Annotated in this window: 15 protein-coding genes; 9 read left to right on the top strand and 6 right to left on the bottom strand. The window is 69.1% G+C overall.

The genetic code is table 11. The features are described from left to right. The first annotated feature begins 125 nt into the window (after positions 1 to 125). A complete protein-coding gene (locus tag ABD333_RS38885; protein WP_344547619.1) occupies positions 126 to 1010 on the top strand; it encodes a lipase family protein in 885 nt (294 codons plus the stop codon). A gap of 311 nt (positions 1011 to 1321) precedes the next feature. On the opposite strand, the gene ABD333_RS38880 is transcribed toward ABD333_RS38885, so the two are convergent. Further along, positions 1322 to 1627 carry an antibiotic biosynthesis monooxygenase family protein gene (locus ABD333_RS38880; protein ID WP_344547618.1) on the bottom strand — a complete coding sequence of 102 codons (306 nt, stop codon included), beginning with the start codon at positions 1625 to 1627 and terminating at the stop codon, positions 1322 to 1324. A gap of 454 nt (positions 1628 to 2081) precedes the next feature. Between ABD333_RS38880 and ABD333_RS38875 the strand changes: the two genes are divergently transcribed. Continuing rightward, entirely contained in the window at positions 2082 to 3128 is a 1047-nt protein-coding gene (locus ABD333_RS38875) for a polysaccharide deacetylase family protein (protein WP_344547617.1), read from the top strand. Between the two features lie 295 nt (positions 3129 to 3423). Here the strand turns inward: ABD333_RS38875 and ABD333_RS38870 are convergent, their stop codons facing one another. From ABD333_RS38870 to ABD333_RS38860, 3 genes are all read right to left on the bottom strand, one after another. Then, complete coding sequence (locus tag ABD333_RS38870; protein ID WP_344547616.1) at positions 3424 to 4344, bottom strand: hypothetical protein; 921 nt, start codon at positions 4342 to 4344, stop codon at positions 3424 to 3426. A gap of 414 nt (positions 4345 to 4758) precedes the next feature. Then, positions 4759 to 5421, bottom strand: a complete 663-nt coding sequence (locus ABD333_RS38865) for a TetR/AcrR family transcriptional regulator (RefSeq protein WP_344547615.1) — start codon at positions 5419 to 5421, stop codon at positions 4759 to 4761. Between the two features lie 363 nt (positions 5422 to 5784). Continuing rightward, positions 5785 to 6021, bottom strand: a complete 237-nt coding sequence (locus ABD333_RS38860) for a hypothetical protein (RefSeq protein WP_344547614.1) — start codon at positions 6019 to 6021, stop codon at positions 5785 to 5787. Between the two features lie 1762 nt (positions 6022 to 7783). Here ABD333_RS38860 and ABD333_RS38855 point away from each other — a divergent pair. The 5 genes from ABD333_RS38855 to ABD333_RS38835 all read left to right on the top strand — a co-directional run bounded on the left by ABD333_RS38855 (position 7784) and on the right by ABD333_RS38835 (position 13267). Further along, entirely contained in the window at positions 7784 to 8272 is a 489-nt protein-coding gene (locus tag ABD333_RS38855; protein WP_344547613.1) for a hypothetical protein, read from the top strand. Positions 8273 to 8417: 145 nt separating this feature from the next. After that, positions 8418 to 9410, top strand: coding sequence for a chaplin family protein (locus tag ABD333_RS38850; protein ID WP_344547612.1), 993 nt, complete (start codon positions 8418 to 8420; stop codon positions 9408 to 9410). Positions 9411 to 9509: 99 nt separating this feature from the next. Then, positions 9510 to 10055: a class E sortase gene (locus ABD333_RS38845; protein ID WP_344547611.1), complete on the top strand. Its 546-nt coding sequence runs from the start codon at positions 9510 to 9512 to the stop codon at positions 10053 to 10055. A 1909-nt stretch (positions 10056 to 11964) separates the two neighbouring features. Then, entirely contained in the window at positions 11965 to 12333 is a 369-nt protein-coding gene (locus ABD333_RS38840; protein ID WP_344547610.1) for a hypothetical protein, read from the top strand. A 118-nt stretch (positions 12334 to 12451) separates the two neighbouring features. Next, positions 12452 to 13267 carry a DUF2382 domain-containing protein gene (locus tag ABD333_RS38835; protein WP_344547609.1) on the top strand — a complete coding sequence of 272 codons (816 nt, stop codon included), beginning with the start codon at positions 12452 to 12454 and terminating at the stop codon, positions 13265 to 13267. Between the two features lie 129 nt (positions 13268 to 13396). On the opposite strand, the gene ABD333_RS38830 is transcribed toward ABD333_RS38835, so the two are convergent. Further along, the gene (locus ABD333_RS38830; protein ID WP_344547608.1) at positions 13397 to 14305 is read right to left on the bottom strand and encodes an NAD(P)-dependent oxidoreductase; all 909 of its coding nucleotides are present in this window, start codon (positions 14303 to 14305) and stop codon (positions 13397 to 13399) included. A 28-nt stretch (positions 14306 to 14333) separates the two neighbouring features. Between ABD333_RS38830 and ABD333_RS38825 the strand changes: the two genes are divergently transcribed. Both ABD333_RS38825 and ABD333_RS38820 read left to right on the top strand, forming a co-directional pair. After that, positions 14334 to 14684, top strand: a complete 351-nt coding sequence (locus tag ABD333_RS38825) for a winged helix-turn-helix transcriptional regulator (protein WP_344547607.1) — start codon at positions 14334 to 14336, stop codon at positions 14682 to 14684. Positions 14685 to 15039: 355 nt separating this feature from the next. Further along, the gene (locus tag ABD333_RS38820; RefSeq protein ID WP_344547606.1) at positions 15040 to 15177 is read left to right on the top strand and encodes a hypothetical protein; all 138 of its coding nucleotides are present in this window, start codon (positions 15040 to 15042) and stop codon (positions 15175 to 15177) included. 810 nt (positions 15178 to 15987) lie between these two features. Here the strand turns inward: ABD333_RS38820 and ABD333_RS38815 are convergent. Further along, positions 15988 to 16992, bottom strand: coding sequence for an SMP-30/gluconolactonase/LRE family protein (locus tag ABD333_RS38815; protein WP_344547605.1), 1005 nt, complete (start codon positions 16990 to 16992; stop codon positions 15988 to 15990). Positions 16993 to 17015: the final 23 nt, after the last annotated feature.

Here is a 17015-nt window from a genome sequence, read left to right as displayed (position 1 = left end):
CGCGCCGTGGAGCGCGGGACAAGCAACCCTGGCGGTTACTTTACGCAAGAAGCAGTCACTTAACGTAGCATTGCGGTGGAGTCCATCATGCGCGCCCAGCCACCTGTCATCCGAACGGGGGAATCATGAGCACGTTGACGTTCGATCACACCGCCACCGGCTACGGGCTGCCGCATGCCCGCTGCCTGGCCGAAGCATCCGACCTTGCCTACAAAGACGCCGACACCGTCCGCGAGCGCACTCGTGAGTGGGGATTTGACCGGGTGGAGGTGTTCAGCGTGCCGTTCCAGCCGCCGTTCCCGCTGCCCGACACCCAGGCCTACATCGCCGCCAGCGACGACATGGTCATCGTGGCCTTCCGCGGCACCGAACCGAAACAGTTGCGCGACTGGCTCAGCGACGGCGGCGCGATGCTGATTCCCTATACCGGCGCGACCGGGCTGGTGCACCTGGGCTTTCACCAGGCTCTGCAGGAGGTGTGGCCCAAGCTGCGCGACAGCATCGACACCCTGCGGGATCGTGACCAGTCGCTGTGGTTCACCGGTCACAGCCTGGGCGGCGCGCTGGCCATGCTGGCCGCCGCCCGCCTGCACTTCGAAAAGCCCTCTCTGCTGGCCGACGGGGTCTACACCTTCGGCCAGCCCCGCACCTGCGACCCGACACTGGCCAGCGCCTACGACAAAGCTCTCAAAGACCGGGTGTTCCGGTTCGTCAACAGCCACGACATCGTGCCCCAGCTGCCGCCCGAGCCGCTTTACGCCCACGTGGCCGCCGAACGTTACATCGACGCCGACGGCCACATCCACGACACCCGTCCCGCTGGCAGTGGCCTGCTCGGCACCGCCACCAGCGGCGCCGCGAACGCCGTCACCGGAGGACTAGGCGGCCTGGCGGGCGGCACCGCCAAAGCCCCGACGCCCCTGGCTGACCTGCTGGCTCCGGGCACTCAGGGCATCCGCGACCACGGCATCGGCCGCTACATCGCCGCCCTGCAAGCCAACTGCAGCTGACTGACCCCGAGCGCCGGCAGGCGGCGTCCGGCCCGCCGCGTTTCCTCATGAAGCAACGGGGTTGAGCGTGAAGTGCTGGTGCTGGACGTCGAGCACGTGGTGTTGACGAGGTGTGCGAGGTCTCCCGCCATCAATCTTGATCAAGAGGACGAACCGGCCCCCCGGTTGCGCGGCGCCCGCTGCCGTCTCGCCCGAACGCAGACGAGCAGGCCGCATGTGTGTCTGGTTTCACCGGCGATGAGTGGCCCCATCTTCGTGTGGCGTTCGGCCCTACGGGTTCGGAGGGGGTTTGTTGGTTCGTGTTCGGCTCGTCAGTGTGGGGGGAAACGGCTGCCGTGCACTTCGAAACGTTCGACTCGGGATTCGCCGGTCAGCAGGCCGGTGGCGGTGATGCGGGCGACGGTGTCGCGGTAGGCGGGCGACACTTCGAGGGCGTCCGCTGCCGCATGGTCGGTCCAGAACGTGGTGACGACACAGACGCCGTCGCGGCGTCCGAACACCAGGCCCTGAAAGCCGCGCTGGGCGCGGAACATCGGCAGTGACTCCTCGGCGGCGAAGCGTTCGTACTCGGCGGTACGGGCCTCGTCCACGCTCGTACGCCAGACACGCATGATCATTTCGTGTTCCGTCTTCCGGGGCCGGGGCGGAGGGCTTGTTCCAGGTCTTCCCACAAGTCATCGACAGGGGCAGCAGGGCGGGACTGATGCCGCCGGCGCGGCGGTCGGCGTCGTCGACGATGTGGTGGGTGGGGAAGGCCGGATGCTGGATGTGGGTGTCCACGCTACTCAGGGCGGACGGTGGATACGACCGCGCACGGATCGCCCGTCACCTCGAACGACACCAGCGGTCCGCCGATGCCGGAATGGAAGACCCGCGTCACACGCGGGTGGCCCCTCAACCGTTTGGCGCCGCAGACGCTTCGGGCAGGTCGTCGAAGGCGACGGGCGCGGGGCGGGCAACGCGTCCCAGGACAGGCGACGCGCCCGAGGCGGGCCGACGCTGACGAACACTTTGCCAACGGCACGCCTCTAGTTGATCTTGCCGGAGACCCGCACCGGCAACATCAGAGGCATGAAAGCTCGTGTCATGTTCTGTGTGACCTCCATGGTCCTGGGCGCCGCCGTGCTGAGCGGGTGCACGGACGACGAGAAGCTCGCGGCCGACGCCGAACTGGCGCGGAGCCAGGCCTCCAAAGCCGCGTTCGACGCCAAGGTCTCCGCCGCGGCCAGGGCCAAGGCGAACGAGGCGGGGGACGTCCCGGTGCTGATGTACCACCGGGTCGTCGAGAAGCCGTCGGTGCCGGACGACCGCACCGTCGAACAGTTCCGCGCGGAACTGGAGCGGCTGGCCACCGAGGGCTACGTGCCGGTCACCGCCGCCGAGTACGTGACGGGCCGGATCAACATCCCGGCCGGACGGCATCCGGTGGTGCTGACCTTGGACGACTCCTCGCCGTCGCAGCTCACGCTCACCGCGAACGGCGAACCGGATCCCAAGAGCGCGGCGGGCATCCTGCGCGAGGTCGCCTCACGTCATCCGGGCTTCCGGCCGGTGGCGACCTACTACGTCATCCGGGACCTGTTCCAGCTGCATGGCGGGAGCGAGCAGCGCCAGGCGCTGGCCTGGCTGGCGAACAACGGATTCGAGGTCGGCAACCACACCAAGGACCACCTCGACCTGAGCGGCAAGAGCCAGGACGAGGTCACCAAGCAGATCGCCGCCGGCCATTCCCTCATCACCGGGCTGGGCGCACCGGCACCGATCACGCTGGCCCTGCCGTACGGCAACACACCCAGCAAGCAGCAGTGGGCGGCGAAGGGCAGCACGGGCGCGACCTCGTACTCCTACAGCGGGGTCTTCCGCGCGGGTTACACGCCCGCGCCCTCACCGTTCGCCGCCCGTTTCGATCCGCTGGCCATCCCGCGCGTCCGGGCCGGCGACAACCGCGGCGACTGCGCGCGGTTCTGCTCGCAGGGCTGGCTCGACCACCTCAAGCAGAACCCCGCCGACCGGTACACCTCCGACGGCGCTCCCGACACGATCGCCGTGCCGCAGTTCAAGGCCGAAGAGGTCAACGCCAAGTTCCGCACCAAGGTGCTGACCTACAAGCCCGTCTGAGCCACGCAGGACGCCGCCCATCGATCGCGTGCGCTTTGCCCGTCTGCCGCCTTTTTGGTCCATTTCTTGGGCTCTGGTTGAGATGCCCTTGTCGGCCCGGCGGACACAAAAGAGACAGAGGCCCTGGCGGCTTCACGGCAACCAGTCGCTCGGGCCTGTCGCGCACTCGGCAACTCGCGCGAATCGGCCCGGGTCCTGTCGTCTAACAAGGACCCGGCTAAAGCAAGGCCCCGGCCGTTCCAAGTCGAACTACCGGGGCCTTGCCAACCGACCACAAGGCCGACCGGCGATCTCCTTATCCGACCTCGTCGTTCTGCGCGGGGATCGCTATCGTCCTGGAGCGGCGAACGCGCCAGCAGACGGTTCCTCCGGCCAGTACGAGCGCCATCCCCGTACCGACCATGGCCATCAGTGTCGTCGTGGACAGCCCGGTCTGTGGCAGCTCGTGGGCGCCCCGGATCGGTCGTTGCGGTGCGGGTTTCCGCGGATAGTCGGGCCTACGCACTTCCGGCTTATGCGCCGCTCCAGGCTTGTGTGCTCCCGGCTTGTGCGCCGCTCCAGGCTTGTGTGCTCCCGGCTTGTGTGCTCCCGGCTTGTGCGCCGCTCCTGGCTTGTGCGCCACCGGCTTATGCGCTCCAGGCTTGTGCGCCGCTCCTGGCTTCTTAGCCGCGGGCTTGTGCGCCAGCGGTTTGTCCACCGCCGGTTTGTGAGGGGCGGGCTTGGGCCGCGCCGATTTGGTAGGAACGATCCGTACGGTGTGAGCGGCGACCCTGCGGCCATCGCGATGAGTCAGGACGGCCCGGTTGCGGAGCCGACTGCCGCCCTTGGCTGTCGGTGACACATGCACGTCGACGCGTACGGTGACCGAGCGCCGATAACCGACCTGCTGCCAGCGGCAGGACACCGTGGCCATCTTCGCGCCGGTCCGGCAGTTGGGCCCGCGCACCCTGGTGACCTTCAGCCCGGCGGGCATGTGATCGGTGAGCCTGACCCCGTACGCCGGAACCATGCCGACGTTGCGTACACGCAGCACATAGCCGAACCGCTGCCCTGGCCTGGCCGACGACAGCGACGCCTGCTTGTGCATCGACAGGCGCGCCGGCGTGCGGGGACCATCACCCGGCTGAGCCAGCGCCTGCGGTGCCGCTGTCGCGACGACCATCCCCGTCGCCACGCCGGCGATCACCGCCCTGGCCAGTGCGCGCCCTACCGCCATACGTGGGGCCCGATATCGCGAACCCGCTCCTCGTCGTTCGAATTCGGCCATGATTCCCCCGGGTGACACTCGCGGGCCCCCGCCCGCTTCCGGCGTTCACTCAGCTCGCGCGGCAAAGCAGAACGTCCGGTGGATGAGACGCGGGTAAGCATCCAACAATCGCAAGATCACGTCCGTCTCCAACATGCACCCGAAACGTAAAGCCTGCGAGTGGCCCGTCTCTGCCTGAACCCCAGCCGTGTCACCATGGCGAGAAGGCGTCCCACGTCCGCATAAATGACGAGACCCGCGCGGAACGCGCCGGACGCGCCGCCACCGGCGGTGGCTCGCGCTCGTGAAGCGTCGCCATGCTCTCGCGAACAGGGGCCTCAGCCTGCGTGACGGGCAGCACACGGGTGCGCCCGCTTGGCGGTGTCAGATGTGCTTGCCCTCGGACAGTTCGCGAACGTACTGCTGGTAGACGACGTTGAACAAGGTCGAGGAGATCTCCACGATCTCGTCGACGGTCGCGTCCATTTCGCCGAGGATCCAGTCGGTCATGAGTTCGTTGACGGCGCCGACCAGGACGGTGGCGCCCATCTGGAGGCGTTTGGTGCGGGGGACGTTCAGGGTCTCGGTCACGACGCCGATGATGAACTCGCCGAAGTCGTGCTTGGCCTGCTCGTACAGGGCCTCGGTGGTGGGGGTGGCGACGCGGATGATCTCGCGGAAGACCAGCCGGGTGACGCGGGGGTCGGCGCCCAGGGTGCGGATGAGGGCCGACAGCCCGGCGGCGGCCCGTTCCTCGATGGTGGGCCCGGCCTGCGAGAGGGCGAGCACGACCGCCTCCTGTGCCTTGGTGATCTCGGCACGGTAGATGGTGATCAGCAGGGCTTCGCGGTCGGCGAAGGACTCGTAGAAGTACTTCTTGGCGAGCTGTGCCCGCCGGCTGACGTTCTCGACGGTGGTGGCCGCGTAGCCGGCGGTGCCGAACAGCTCCAGGCCCGCTTCGATCAGCTGTTCGCGGCGGGCCGCCTCGCGCTCGGGGCCGTCCATGCCGCGATAGCGCCGCTTGTCCGCAGAACGCGATTCCGCCATGCCCGTCCCGTCTCCAGTTTCGTGTGTCTCCCTCGCCTCGTCCGGGACGAGGAGGAGCGCGTGAAGATCTCGCGGCACTGAGTCTAGGTGCTGTGACGGTGGCCGCCCCCAACAGCAATCGAATGCCCGAGCGTGCTCTCGGCGAGGACGGGCTGCAAGCCACGCGCTTTTGACGTGATCAGCGAAATGGAAACGGGAAACTTCGTGATCGTAGATCTACCGGCATTGTGCTGTGAAGATTGGAACGGACCTCGCCGCGCAGACCATTTCCCGGTGTGCGTTCACGCGGACACGTCAAGGCCGTGGCGTCGGTCAAAGCGACGCCACGGCCTTGGTCTCGGCTCTCGCGAGCGGGGGTCGGGGTCAGTCCTTCATGACCGAACCGTTGATGCAGTCACCCGACTCGTAGCTGATACCGAGGATGTTGTGGATCGCGGCACCCACGCCGGCGATGTCAATGCCGCGGCAGGTCTGAATGCCGATGATCTGAACGATTTCGGGGCCGCCCGGCCCATCGCTTCCGGCGTGGGCCGGGGCGGCGGCGAACGTCGTGAACGCGGCGGACCCGGCGAGGCCAGAAATGACCAGCTTCTTGAGCATGAGGCTCTCCATTCGCGGTGAGTGCAGTCGAACGACACGCAGAAGGCGGGAGTCTTCGGCGTGCAGGCAATCGCATCTCACACGCCAGCCGAAGACAAGCGTGCCAAACCGAATTTCATCGCCTGTTGATACAACCTGGCAGAGCCTTTCCATGCGAGACGAAGATAACGCGGCACTATTCGTGCATTCTAGGCATAGTCGTCAGGTCGCCGAAATACAGCCTGGCACGCCGAGTCGCGCACGGCAAGCATCGTTTCGTGTCGCCGCCGGGTACGGATAGAAGCCAAATGGCGTTCTGGCCTTAGGCAACCGAAGGCAAAGACATACGCCGGAGGTGTGCCATGCCACGGGCGGTCGCTAGCTTCTTCGTGCACGACGCCGAACGTACGTCGGCGCTGCGACGACGGTGGGCGCGGCGATTTCAGTGGCCTTCTTTGACAATGGAGCCGTCAAGAAACGCCAATCGCGCGACTGACGACCGGGGAACGACCTCCGCCGGCTGTTAGCGTCCCCGCCATCCAGCCGAACGAGGGGATCGTCACCGCTGGTCCGGAGAACCTTCGAGGAGTGTTGACCGATGCGGCTACTGGGGTCGGCATGTCACGGGGTCGCAGTGCCCCGAGACGGGCTCCAGCCTGCGCTGATTTCCCGCACGCTGCGCGTCGTGACGACGGGTCTCCTCGTCGCGGCGGGCTGGCTGGTGGCCGCGATGCTCTCCGAGGCGGACGCACACGCGTCCTCGCCCGCGCCCGGTGACTGCGCCGGCGACACGGTGAAGACGTCCGCTGACGCGCCTTGCTCGGGCCGGTCAGAGCGCGGACCCGCAAGGCGGCTCACGAGCCGGCGCGCAGACGAAGCGCGAGCCACCGCTGATGAACGACCGGCCAGGGGACGTTCCTGGTCGGACTCGAAGTCCCGCGGCCGAACGCCCCTCATCGGCACCCCTGCACGACGCGGCACCGACCGCCTTCCCCTCGACACCGCCCACCTGGTCGACGACGGTCTCGCTGTGGGACGCCTCGTCAGTGAACGTCTCGCGGCCGAACGCGTCGCCGCCGGACACCTGAAGCTAGGTCCCCTCGCGGCGGGACGCCTCGAAGTCGGACCTCCCACGACCGGACCACGCACAACCAAACGCCCCCCGGCCCAATCACTCACGACCGCACGTCCCGCTATCGGACGCCCCCCGGCCATCCCCCTCACGGCCGGATCGCTTGAGACCGCCCGTCCCACCAACGGACAGCCCACGGCCGAACGCCCCGCCAACGGACAGTCCGCGGCCGAACCGCTCACGACCGGACCGCTCACAACCCGATCACTCGCCGCCGGATCACTCGAAATCGGACCTCCCACACCCGGACGGCCCGCGGCCGTCTTCCTTGCGGCGGGACGCCCCGCTGACGGAAAGCCCGCGGACGGACGCCCCATCAACGGGGAGCTCGTGGGTGGATCGTTCACGATCGGACGCTCTGGCAAGGGAAAGCCGGCGGGCGGATCGTTCACGATCGGACGGCCCGCCAGCGGACAGCCTGCGGGCGGACGGCCGGTCAACGGGCAGCTCGCGAGTGGACGTCTCGACGTTGGACGGCTCGCGGGTGGACAGCTGTCGGCCGGACGGCTTGATGTCGGGCGGTTCTCGCCTGGGCGGCTCGGGGGAGCGCTTGTCGGTGCGGCCGGTCGGCTGCCCCGACCGGCTCTGGACCGGATTCAGCCGCAGGTACTCGGCCCGGCCGTCCTGTCGTCGGTAGGCAGAATCCTCAGCTTGCCGGTGCGATCGCCGGAGGTCCTGTCGAAGGCGTCGGAAGGTTTGCTCGACGGCGCCGCGGCCGCCCTGCGGCCGGTCGTCCAGACACCGGCGGTTCTTTTCTCGCCGCCTGAACGTCCCGCAGCGCTTGGCCCGGACGTCGCGTTCGCGCCGGGCTTCGGGGAGGGCTTCTTCCAGCCCGTCTCCGGTTCGTCGAGCCCGCAGTCGATGATGCCGCGGGCAGCCACCGCGTCCGATCTGCCGTTCAGGGCCGAAAGCGTCCTGGCCGACCAGGTCGGAGAGCCGGCCGGGGTGCCGCCGGCACCCTCGGGCGGGCACTACGCGGGCGGAGGCTCGGCCCCGTCCGCCGGCCACGGTTCCGGCGCGCTCGGAATGCTGGCGGTGACGCCGATTCCCTCGGCGCACGTGCGCATCGAACGGCGCACCCGGCTGGTCACGGCCCCGACCGCCGCCGCACCGGACGTTCCGGTTCCGGTTCCCGAGTAGGCGACCAGCCACTCTTCTCGCATGCCGCCTCGTCGTCCGAGGCGTGCCAGCGATCTTCCTTCCGCGGACATGGTGCCCACGCCATTTGCCGCCGGGCGTTTGCCATTACGCCCAATGCATCCACATCGGAAAAGGAGCAACAAGAATGCGAAACTGGGTAAGAAACTCTGCTCGCGTCGCTCTGGTGGCGGCGGGGATAGCGACCGTCAGCTCAGGCACCGTCGTCGCGGCGAACGCCGACACGACCCGAGGCGACCTCAGCGTCCTCGGTGGCAACCAGCTCAACGCGCCGGTCTCCGTACCGATCAACATCAGCGGGAACTCCGCGGCGCTGCTGGGATCCGCCAAGGCCGAGTCGCCCGGTGGCGCCTACGTCGACCACAGGGACGAGGACGGCGACTCGATGCTCACCTCCGGCATGCTCTCGTTCGGAGGCGGGAACCAGCTGCACGCACCGGTCGACGCTCCGGTCAACATCTGCGGCAACGCGCTCGCCATCGGCGGGGTCGCCAAGGCCGCCTGCAAGGGCACGGCCATCGTCACCGACCGCGGCATGTCGTCGATCCAGAAGACCTCGGGCATCCTCAGCGTGCTGGGCGGCAACCAGGCCTACACGCCGGTCAGCTCTCCCATCAACATCTGCGGGAACGCGGCGGCGGCGTTGGGCGCGGCCAAGGCGTACTGCGTGGGCGGCGCGTACGTGGATCACGACGGTCACGGCAAGAAGAACCACGGGCACGACAAGCCGTTCAAGCCCTGCGATCACGGCCTGTCCTCCGTCGGCAGGTACAAGCACGGGTGTGAGGTAGCCGCGCCGATCGCGAAGCCGGTCGCGCCTCCGAAGAAGAAGCCGCGCAAGGCGCCCAAGGTACGCGACGTCAGAACGCCCAAGATCCTGCCGTCCACCAGGCGTACGGCTCTGGCGCCCGTGCCGCCCACCGTTCCCGGGCAGGCGACCGGGTCCGAGCCGCTGGTCGACGGTACGACGCAGCACCCGGCGGCGCAGAAGCTGCAGGACCTCATCCGGGCGATCGGCCTGCCCATCCCGTCCCCGGACCACGCGGCGGAGTACCGGCCCACCCTCGGTGTGACGAAGGGGATGCCGGTCAGGGTGGCGAGCATTCCCATCCTGCGCTGACACGGCTGCCACACCTGCGGGCGAATCACGGAAAGGGGGCGGCGCAATGAAAGGCCGCCCCCTTCGGGGAGACCACGCCATTTCGAGATGGGAGCCTAAATGAACCACAGACTCTCGTTGTGTTTCCTCGGGACGCTCTTCCTCACGGCCCTGAACCCGCAGCAGGCCGCCGGCGCCGACCGGCCTCGACGCGTCGCGCCCATCATCGCCACCATCGTGATCCCGAAGATCGGGCTCAAGGCGACGGTCCGCGAAGGCGTCGCCCGAACCACTCTGAGACACGCAGTCGGACACTACCCGGGCACGGCCGGGCCAGGTCAGCCGGGGAACACGGCCCTCCTGGGCCACCGGACCACCGGCCTGGCCCTCTTCCGCAGCCTTGACCATCTGACCAAAGGAGACACGGTCATACTCAAGACCAAATCACATCTTTTCCGCTATCTGGTCCGTGGAAAGCGCGTCATCACGCCCAGGCGGACAAGCGTCCTTCGTCCGGTCCCTTTCCGGGCAGGCAGAACGCCTGAAGGAGGGTTCGTCTCACTCATCACCTGCCATCCCAAGGGAAGCAACGCCAAGAGACTCGTCGTCGTGGGGAAACTGGTAAGCGAACGCCCTCTACGACCCCACGCCGGCCAAACCGGATGACCGTCTGATCGACACCAGGCCGCGACGTTCGGCGAAGGTAGCCACCGCCAGGGCGACCACCGCCGAACCCGCCGCCACCTGTCGACCAGCCGGAACGGTTGGCATGAGCTCATTTTTGCCTTGGGTACGGGTGACGTTGGCGAGCCGAGGGGAAGGAAAGCCTGCGGTCGAAGGTGCTTGGCGTCATCTTCGACCAGCGCGGTCGAACGGGGGCGGCGTGCCCAACAAGGTGCCCTCAGCCTGATGCAGGCGGCACGCCGCCCAACTGCGCCCGGCCCCGTCCAAAGCCGAGCGCAGCCAGCTACCTCATAGCTGCACCCACGACCCGCAGGCCTAAGGGCCCGCTCTACCGTGCTGCGCCCCACACCACCAGACAACCCGCCACCGCCAGCCCGTCCTGCCGCCGCATACCCGGGCTGCGGTCGCATGATCTGGCGTGCCGCCGCGCACCGGGCCTGCTCTCGCACGCCCAGCCGACCACCACGTGCCGGACCGCCACCGCACACCCGGCCGACCGCCCTCTGCCCTGCTTGGAGCCGCGCACCCGACCTGTCGCCGCATGCCGGACCTGCCGCCGCACGCCCGGTCCACCGTCGCGTGCCCGGCCTACCACCGCACGCCCGGCCTACCGCCGCATGCCGGGGCTTCCCTTGCGCCGCACCGGGCCTGCCGTCTCGTGCCCGGCATACCGCCGTACGCCCGAACTGCCCTCGCATGCCCGACCGGCCGCCGCGCACCCGGCCTGCCGCCGCACACCCGGTCCGCCGTCGCGTGCCGGACCTGCGGTCGCGTGTCCGGCCTGCCGCCGCACATCCGGCCTGCCGCCGCACACCCGTCCAGCCGCCGCACACCCGGTCCGCCGCCGCACACCCGGCCGCCGCCGCACACCCGGTCCGCCGCCGCACACCCGGCCGCCGCCGCACACCCGGCCGCCGCCGCATGCCCGAACTGGCCTCGCATGCCCGACCGGCCGCCGCACGCCCGTCCAGCCGTCGCACGCCCGTCCAGCCGTCGCACGCCCGTCCAGCCGTCGCACGCCCGGTCCACCGTCGCGTGCCGAACCTGCGGTCGCGTGTCCGGCCTACCGCCGCACACCCGAACTGCCCTCGCATGCCCGACCTGCGGCCGCGTGTCCGACCTGCGGCCGCACGCCGTGCCTGCCCTCGCACGCCCGGCTGCCACCGCATGCCGGGGCTGCCCTCGAGCACCGGGCCCTGCCGTCGCGTGCCTGGGGTGCGGTTGCGGGGCTGGCGTGCCTTCGGGTGTCTGGCCTGGCTCGGGCATGGTTTGAAGTCGTCCTGCCAGTTGTGTGCAGCGCGATGAGCGCATCTTGGTGCAACTCAGCGTGACTGACCGAATGGATACTGTCACTTTCCCCTGGTAGGAGACTGGCCGACCTCGGTTTTGCCGGCGGTTGGCCGGGGGAAGTCCCCGGTGTCGCTTCGTTGTGGAGCGATCCAGTGTGGGCCGCCCAAGGCCGACCCCCGCGGCCCGCACCTTGACTGGCAGGGCCGGGCCCAGGGACGGGCGAAAACCCGGGCGGGTGCCCATCCCTGGGCCCGGCTCCGCCTGGGCGGCCCTGCCAGCGACGTTCAGCGTCCGGGAGAACCCGGGGGCTGGCGGGTCGCTCGAGCCTTAGCGAGATGCGGAGCGAACCCTGTTTACTAGCGGTAGTTGAGGGGAGACTCTTTGTCGTTGGACATGAACACAGAAGGTCGCCTCAGGCGCGGAGGCGGCGGCGCACGGACGGGTTGCTGCTCCTTCTTGCCGCCGTCGCCTCCACTCGGACTCCCGTTCAGCGGATGTCGTGCCGATGGGCTGGATCAGGGCGTCCCGGAACCGCGACTGGGCAAGCACAGGCGGGGCCGTGGCGGTTCCGACCTCGCTCCGGCGTGAGAGGGTGATGGCGATGCCCGATCGGTTCAAGGTCGAGTACCGGCCGGCGGCAGACCTGCACGACCACTACCGGTCGATGGAGTCCAAGATGTGGAACCACATCCTGGTCTTCCTGGTGATCGTGGGCGCGATCGTGCTGGTGTCGAACCTCGCCGCCGACTTCATCAACGAGCGCGGGACCATCTTCCTTCTGGCCGTGGAGATCCTGGGCATCATCGTGCTGATGCTCAACCAGACCTGGACCCGGCTGGACAAGCTGGCTCACGACCAGGACAAGGTGCTCGCCATGCTGCTCGCCATCACCAGCCAGCCGTCGCAGCCAGGTGGCCCGCCCGAGTCGTCCGAAGGCCCGACCAGACCGCAGCCGGGCGAGCAGCTGTAACCGGTGGAGCTGGGGATTCAGTGGCATTCGTCCCAAATTAACATTACTTAGAGTGTTCATATAGGCGCGCGGGGTAGGTGCTCGTGGGGCGATGCAAGCACCACGAGAGGAGCGCGGCATGGCTGAGTCAGGCCAAGTCGATCAGCTGCATGGCCGAACCGTGATCGATCCGGACGGGCAGAAGATCGGCAGAATCAACCAGGTCTGGGTGGACGATCACACGGGTGCGCCGATGTGGGCGACCGTGCACACCGGGCTTTTCGGTGCGAAGGAGACCTTCGTGCCCATCCGCCAGGGACGACCCGCCGCCGGCGGCGAACTCCAGGTTCCGGTGAGCAAGGACCGGGTCAAGGACGCCCCGCGCGTCGACCCGGAGAACGGTCACATTGACGAGCGTCAGCAGGACGCCCTCAACCACTACTACGGGATGGACGTGGCGCCCAACCGCGGTGACCAGGCCGGCCGTCAGGCGGCGGCTCAGGACACCCAGCGTGAACGCGACCAGCGGGTGCACGGCCAGGATTCGGTCACCCGGTCCGAGGAGCACCTCAACGTCGGCACCGAACGGGTCGAGACGGGCCATGTGCGCCTCCGCAAGGTCGTGGTGACCGAGCAGCAGCAGGTCAGCGTCCCGGTCTCCCACGAAGAGGTCCGTGTCGTGCGCGAGCCCATCAGCCCGGAGGACCGCCGGCGCGGCGACCAGCGCATCGGCGAGGAGGAGCTGGAAGTCACCCTGCATGGTGAACGACCCGTGGTGGAGACCGAGACCGTTCCGGTCGAGAGGGTCGGCCTGGACACCGAGACCGTGACGGAGGAGCAGAAGGTCGGCGGCCAGGTCCGCAAGGAACGCATCGAGGTCGAGGACGACTCCCAGGCCGGCAGGACGCCCGCCGACCAGGAGCGCCGTCGTCCCGGCCCCGGCGCCGGACGGTGACCTGCGCCTAGTCGCACGGCCGGACGCACAACCTGCGCGTAACCGGACGGCCGGACGCACAACCTGCGTCCGGCCGTCCGCGCGTCAGTGGGCGTCGCCGACCGTCCGCGCGTCAACGGGCGTCGCGCGTCAGTGGCCGGCGCCGGCCGTCCGTGCGGCGCCGACCGTTCCCAGGAGGTCGGTGATGCGGATGAACCCGTCTGTTCCGTTGCCCAGCCCGATGACGCGCCGGGCCAGGCCCTCGGCCGCGCGCATGACTCCGGCGTCGATCCCGTGGGCCTCGGAGGCGTGGATGATGTGGGCCATGGACGACGCGGCCGAGGTGATCGGGTTGACGTCGCCGGAGAAGTTCCCCTGGTCCACCTGCTCCGCGATGTCCTCGAAGAACGGCGGCAGGATCGCCCCGATGCCCTTGGCGAACGGGGCCAGTTCGCGCGCGGTGATCCCCTCGGCCTTCGCCACCGCCAGGGCGTGCGCGTAGCCCGCCATCGCGGTCCAGAAGATGTCCAGCAGCGCGACGTCGTACGCGGCGGCGCGGCCGATGTCCTCGCCCAGATGAGTGTGGGTGCCGCCGAGCGCCTCCAGTACGGGCAGGTGCTCCTGGTAGAGATCCTTCGGGCCACTGTGGATGAACACCGCGTCCGGCGTTCCGATGGTGGTGGTCGGCGTCATGATCGCGCCGTCCAGGTACCGGATGCCATGGCCCGCCGCCCATGAGGCGGTGTCGCGGGCGCGTCCGGGCGTGTCGGCGGTCAGGTTCACCACCGTTCGTCCCTTGAGCGCGCCGGTGACCGCCTCGCGCCGCAGCACCGAGTCCGCCGCGTCGTAGTCCACCACGCACACGACGGTCAGATCGGCCGCCGCGACCGCCTCCTCGGGCGACGAAGCGCTCGTGGCGCCGCGTTCGACGAGCTCGCCGTCCCGGCCCGGTGTGCGGTTCCAGACGGTGGTCCGCAGACCGGCGTTCACGAACGTTCCCGCCAAGGCCCGGCCCATCGGTCCCAGACCGATCACGGTGACGGCAGACTGGTCGGACATGCTTCAACCCCCAACAAATAGGACATCGATGACGCGCAAGCTCGCCCAGAACACGAACGTCTGCGGAGTGACCGCCGCGATCGCCGTGATCGACGGCAAGTGGAAGACCGCCCTGCTCTGGCTGCTGGAAGGCCGCCCGCACCGCCCCGGCGAACTGCGTCGGCAGCTGCCCGGTCTCAGCGAGAAGGTGCTGACCCAGGCGCTCCGCGAGATGGAGGACGACGGCCTGGTGCACCGCGAGGTCCACGAGGGGCTACCGCTGAAGACGGTGTACTCGCTGACCGACTTCGGCCGCGACCTGTCCGAGGCACTGGCTCCCCTCTCCGACTGGGGTCACCGCCGCCTGGACAGGCTCGTCGAGACCCAGTCGGCTTCCTGAACGCGCGTCACCTCCGTTCACCTGCGTCGGACGGCCCGCTCGACCGCCCACCAACAGCCTCGCCCCACCACCGCGCCGCCGCCAAGTACCCACAAAAAAGTGGGTATCGCCCACGGCAGCTCGAAGCTCGCGCCCGTGCCGTCTACCCGGCTGCGGTCGTGGATGCGCGGACACCACTGTCGGTGGTCTCGTGGACCTCGCCGCGCGTATCGGATACGTGCTCGCTGACGTGTGGGACGCGCTCTCGCTGTAGCCAGCGGCCCTGACGCAAGTCGGTCCTGCGATCGGCCGCGGGTGGAACGCGGAGATCAGAAACGGGAACATCGGTCCCGTCCTGCGCGTCAGCCACCCCAAGGTGGCTGAGCTGAACGACGAGATCTCGTGCCGGAACGAGACGTTCCAGTGGGCGTGGGGGCAAGGAATCGGCCCGGTCACCGGGGTCACTGACGTCGCCGACCGTATCCAGTACGTGCTGCGTGAGGTCAGCCCGTGAACGCGGGTGCGGCGCGACCCGTCATGGGGCCGCGCGCCGTTCCCGTCGCGTCGTACGGTCGTCTGCTGCGGTTGCGGCAGCCCGCGGCAGGCGGCCGTACGACCAGCATCGGCCGCGCGCAAGTGGAGCCGGTCGTTCCCGTCTACCTCGTACGCTCGCCCGTCGCGGTCGCGGCCGTACAACCGCCATCCGGCGCGCGCGGGTGGGAGCCGCCGTGCGCGCCTGCGTCGTACGGTCGTCCGTTGCGGTTGCGGCCGTACGGCCAGGATCGACTGCGCCCGAGTGGAGCCTGCCGCTTCCGTCTACCTCGTACGCTCGTCCGTCGCGGTCGCGGCCGTACAACCGCCATCCGGCGCGCGCGGGTGGGGAGCCTGCCGGGCGCGCCTGCGTCGTACGGTCGAGGCCTGTCGCGCGGCAGTCAAGGGACGGTCACGTGCGGCAGGGCCACGACGGCCTGTGTCCGGTCTGATGATCTTGGACGGGCGGCGTTAGGCGCGGCGGCGGGCGTGTCGTTGGCCGCGTCGCCAGTACCAGCGTGCGTAGAGGTGGAGCCACCAGCGTCGTGCGGTTCCGAACGCGCGTGGGGGACGGAGACTGGGCTCGTTGTCACGAGCGGGCACGACGATTCTCCTGGTGGCAGAGCGGCCGGGGGCAAGCGTGGCTCCGGGTCGGAGCGGAGCCCTCCTGCGACCTACGAGAGACATCCCTGCAGGTCTCCCCGGTTTTCCGCGGCAGGAATCCCGCCAACGGCACCCGTGACCTCGGCGGTCGGTGATTGGTCCTCGCTGGGCTGCCAGAAACGTCGGGCCGTCAGAAGCCAAGCACCGAGGCGATGGTGAACGGTGTCCGAGGGGTGCCTGGGCCTACGGGGCCGCCCTTGTCGAACTGTGAGCGGACGACGTACAGCCTCCCGTTCCTGTGCAGGAGTGTGGTGGGGAGTTGCAGCGCCTGGTCGGTCAGTCGCCGTTCCGCCTGGGCTGCGTAGCCGTCCCGGGTGACCCGCCACCGGCTGATGGCGTTGGCGTGGGGGATGGGGTGCGCCACCCACAGCCTGCCGTGCCGTAGTTCCATGCCGTCGCCTTGCGAGATGTCGCCTCCGCCTAGTGTGACCTTGCGGATCGCGCCGGATGGCAGGGCGATGCGGTAGAGGTCTCCGCCGGACATGTCCACGGCTAGCAGATAGCGACCGAACGGGTCGGCGACGATGCCGTTGAGGGTGACGGCGCCGGGTCCGTGTGGCTCCAGGACGCGGGTCAGATCGAAGGCGGGGAGGAGTGGGGCGCGGCCTCGGTGTTGGCGTGCGCGTGCCAACTGTGCGGGTGTGATTCGGTAGATGACCGAACGCAGGCTGTCGGTGATGTAGGCGGTGCCGTCAGTGATCGCCACGTCGTTGACCAGACGGCCGCCATGGCCGGGCACGTCGAAGCGCGCCAGCAGGCGGCGGCTGCGGAGGTCGTACACCGCGATTCCGGTGGCCGCGTCGATCACCCACAGGCGCCCGGCCCGGTCCGCCTCCAGCCCGAGTGCCCTGGTACGCCCGTCCGTACCGGCGGGCAGGAACACCTCGGCAACGCGCCGGCCCGGCCTCATCCTGAAGATCATGCCGTCGACGAACGAGCCGGTGTAGAGATCGCCCGTACGGGGGTCGGCGGTGATGCCCTCGGGGTAGACCCGTTCGCCTGGAAGCTCATGGGCCGTGATGATCCGGGCGGACGGCGGCGGCTCTCCGGCCGCCGGGATTGAGGGGAGGAGGGCCAGGGTTGTGGCCGCGAGGGCGGCGGCGGCGAAGCGGCGGCGTGAACGTGTTCGGAGCACGAGCATCTCCAGGGTGGTGGTGT

This window comes from Actinomadura fulvescens (assembly GCF_039533225.1).
Taxonomy (GTDB): domain Bacteria; phylum Actinomycetota; class Actinomycetes; order Streptosporangiales; family Streptosporangiaceae; genus Spirillospora; species Spirillospora fulvescens.
The sequence above is the reverse complement of the archived record's forward strand: the minus strand, read 5'-3'. Positions and strand labels throughout refer to the sequence as shown.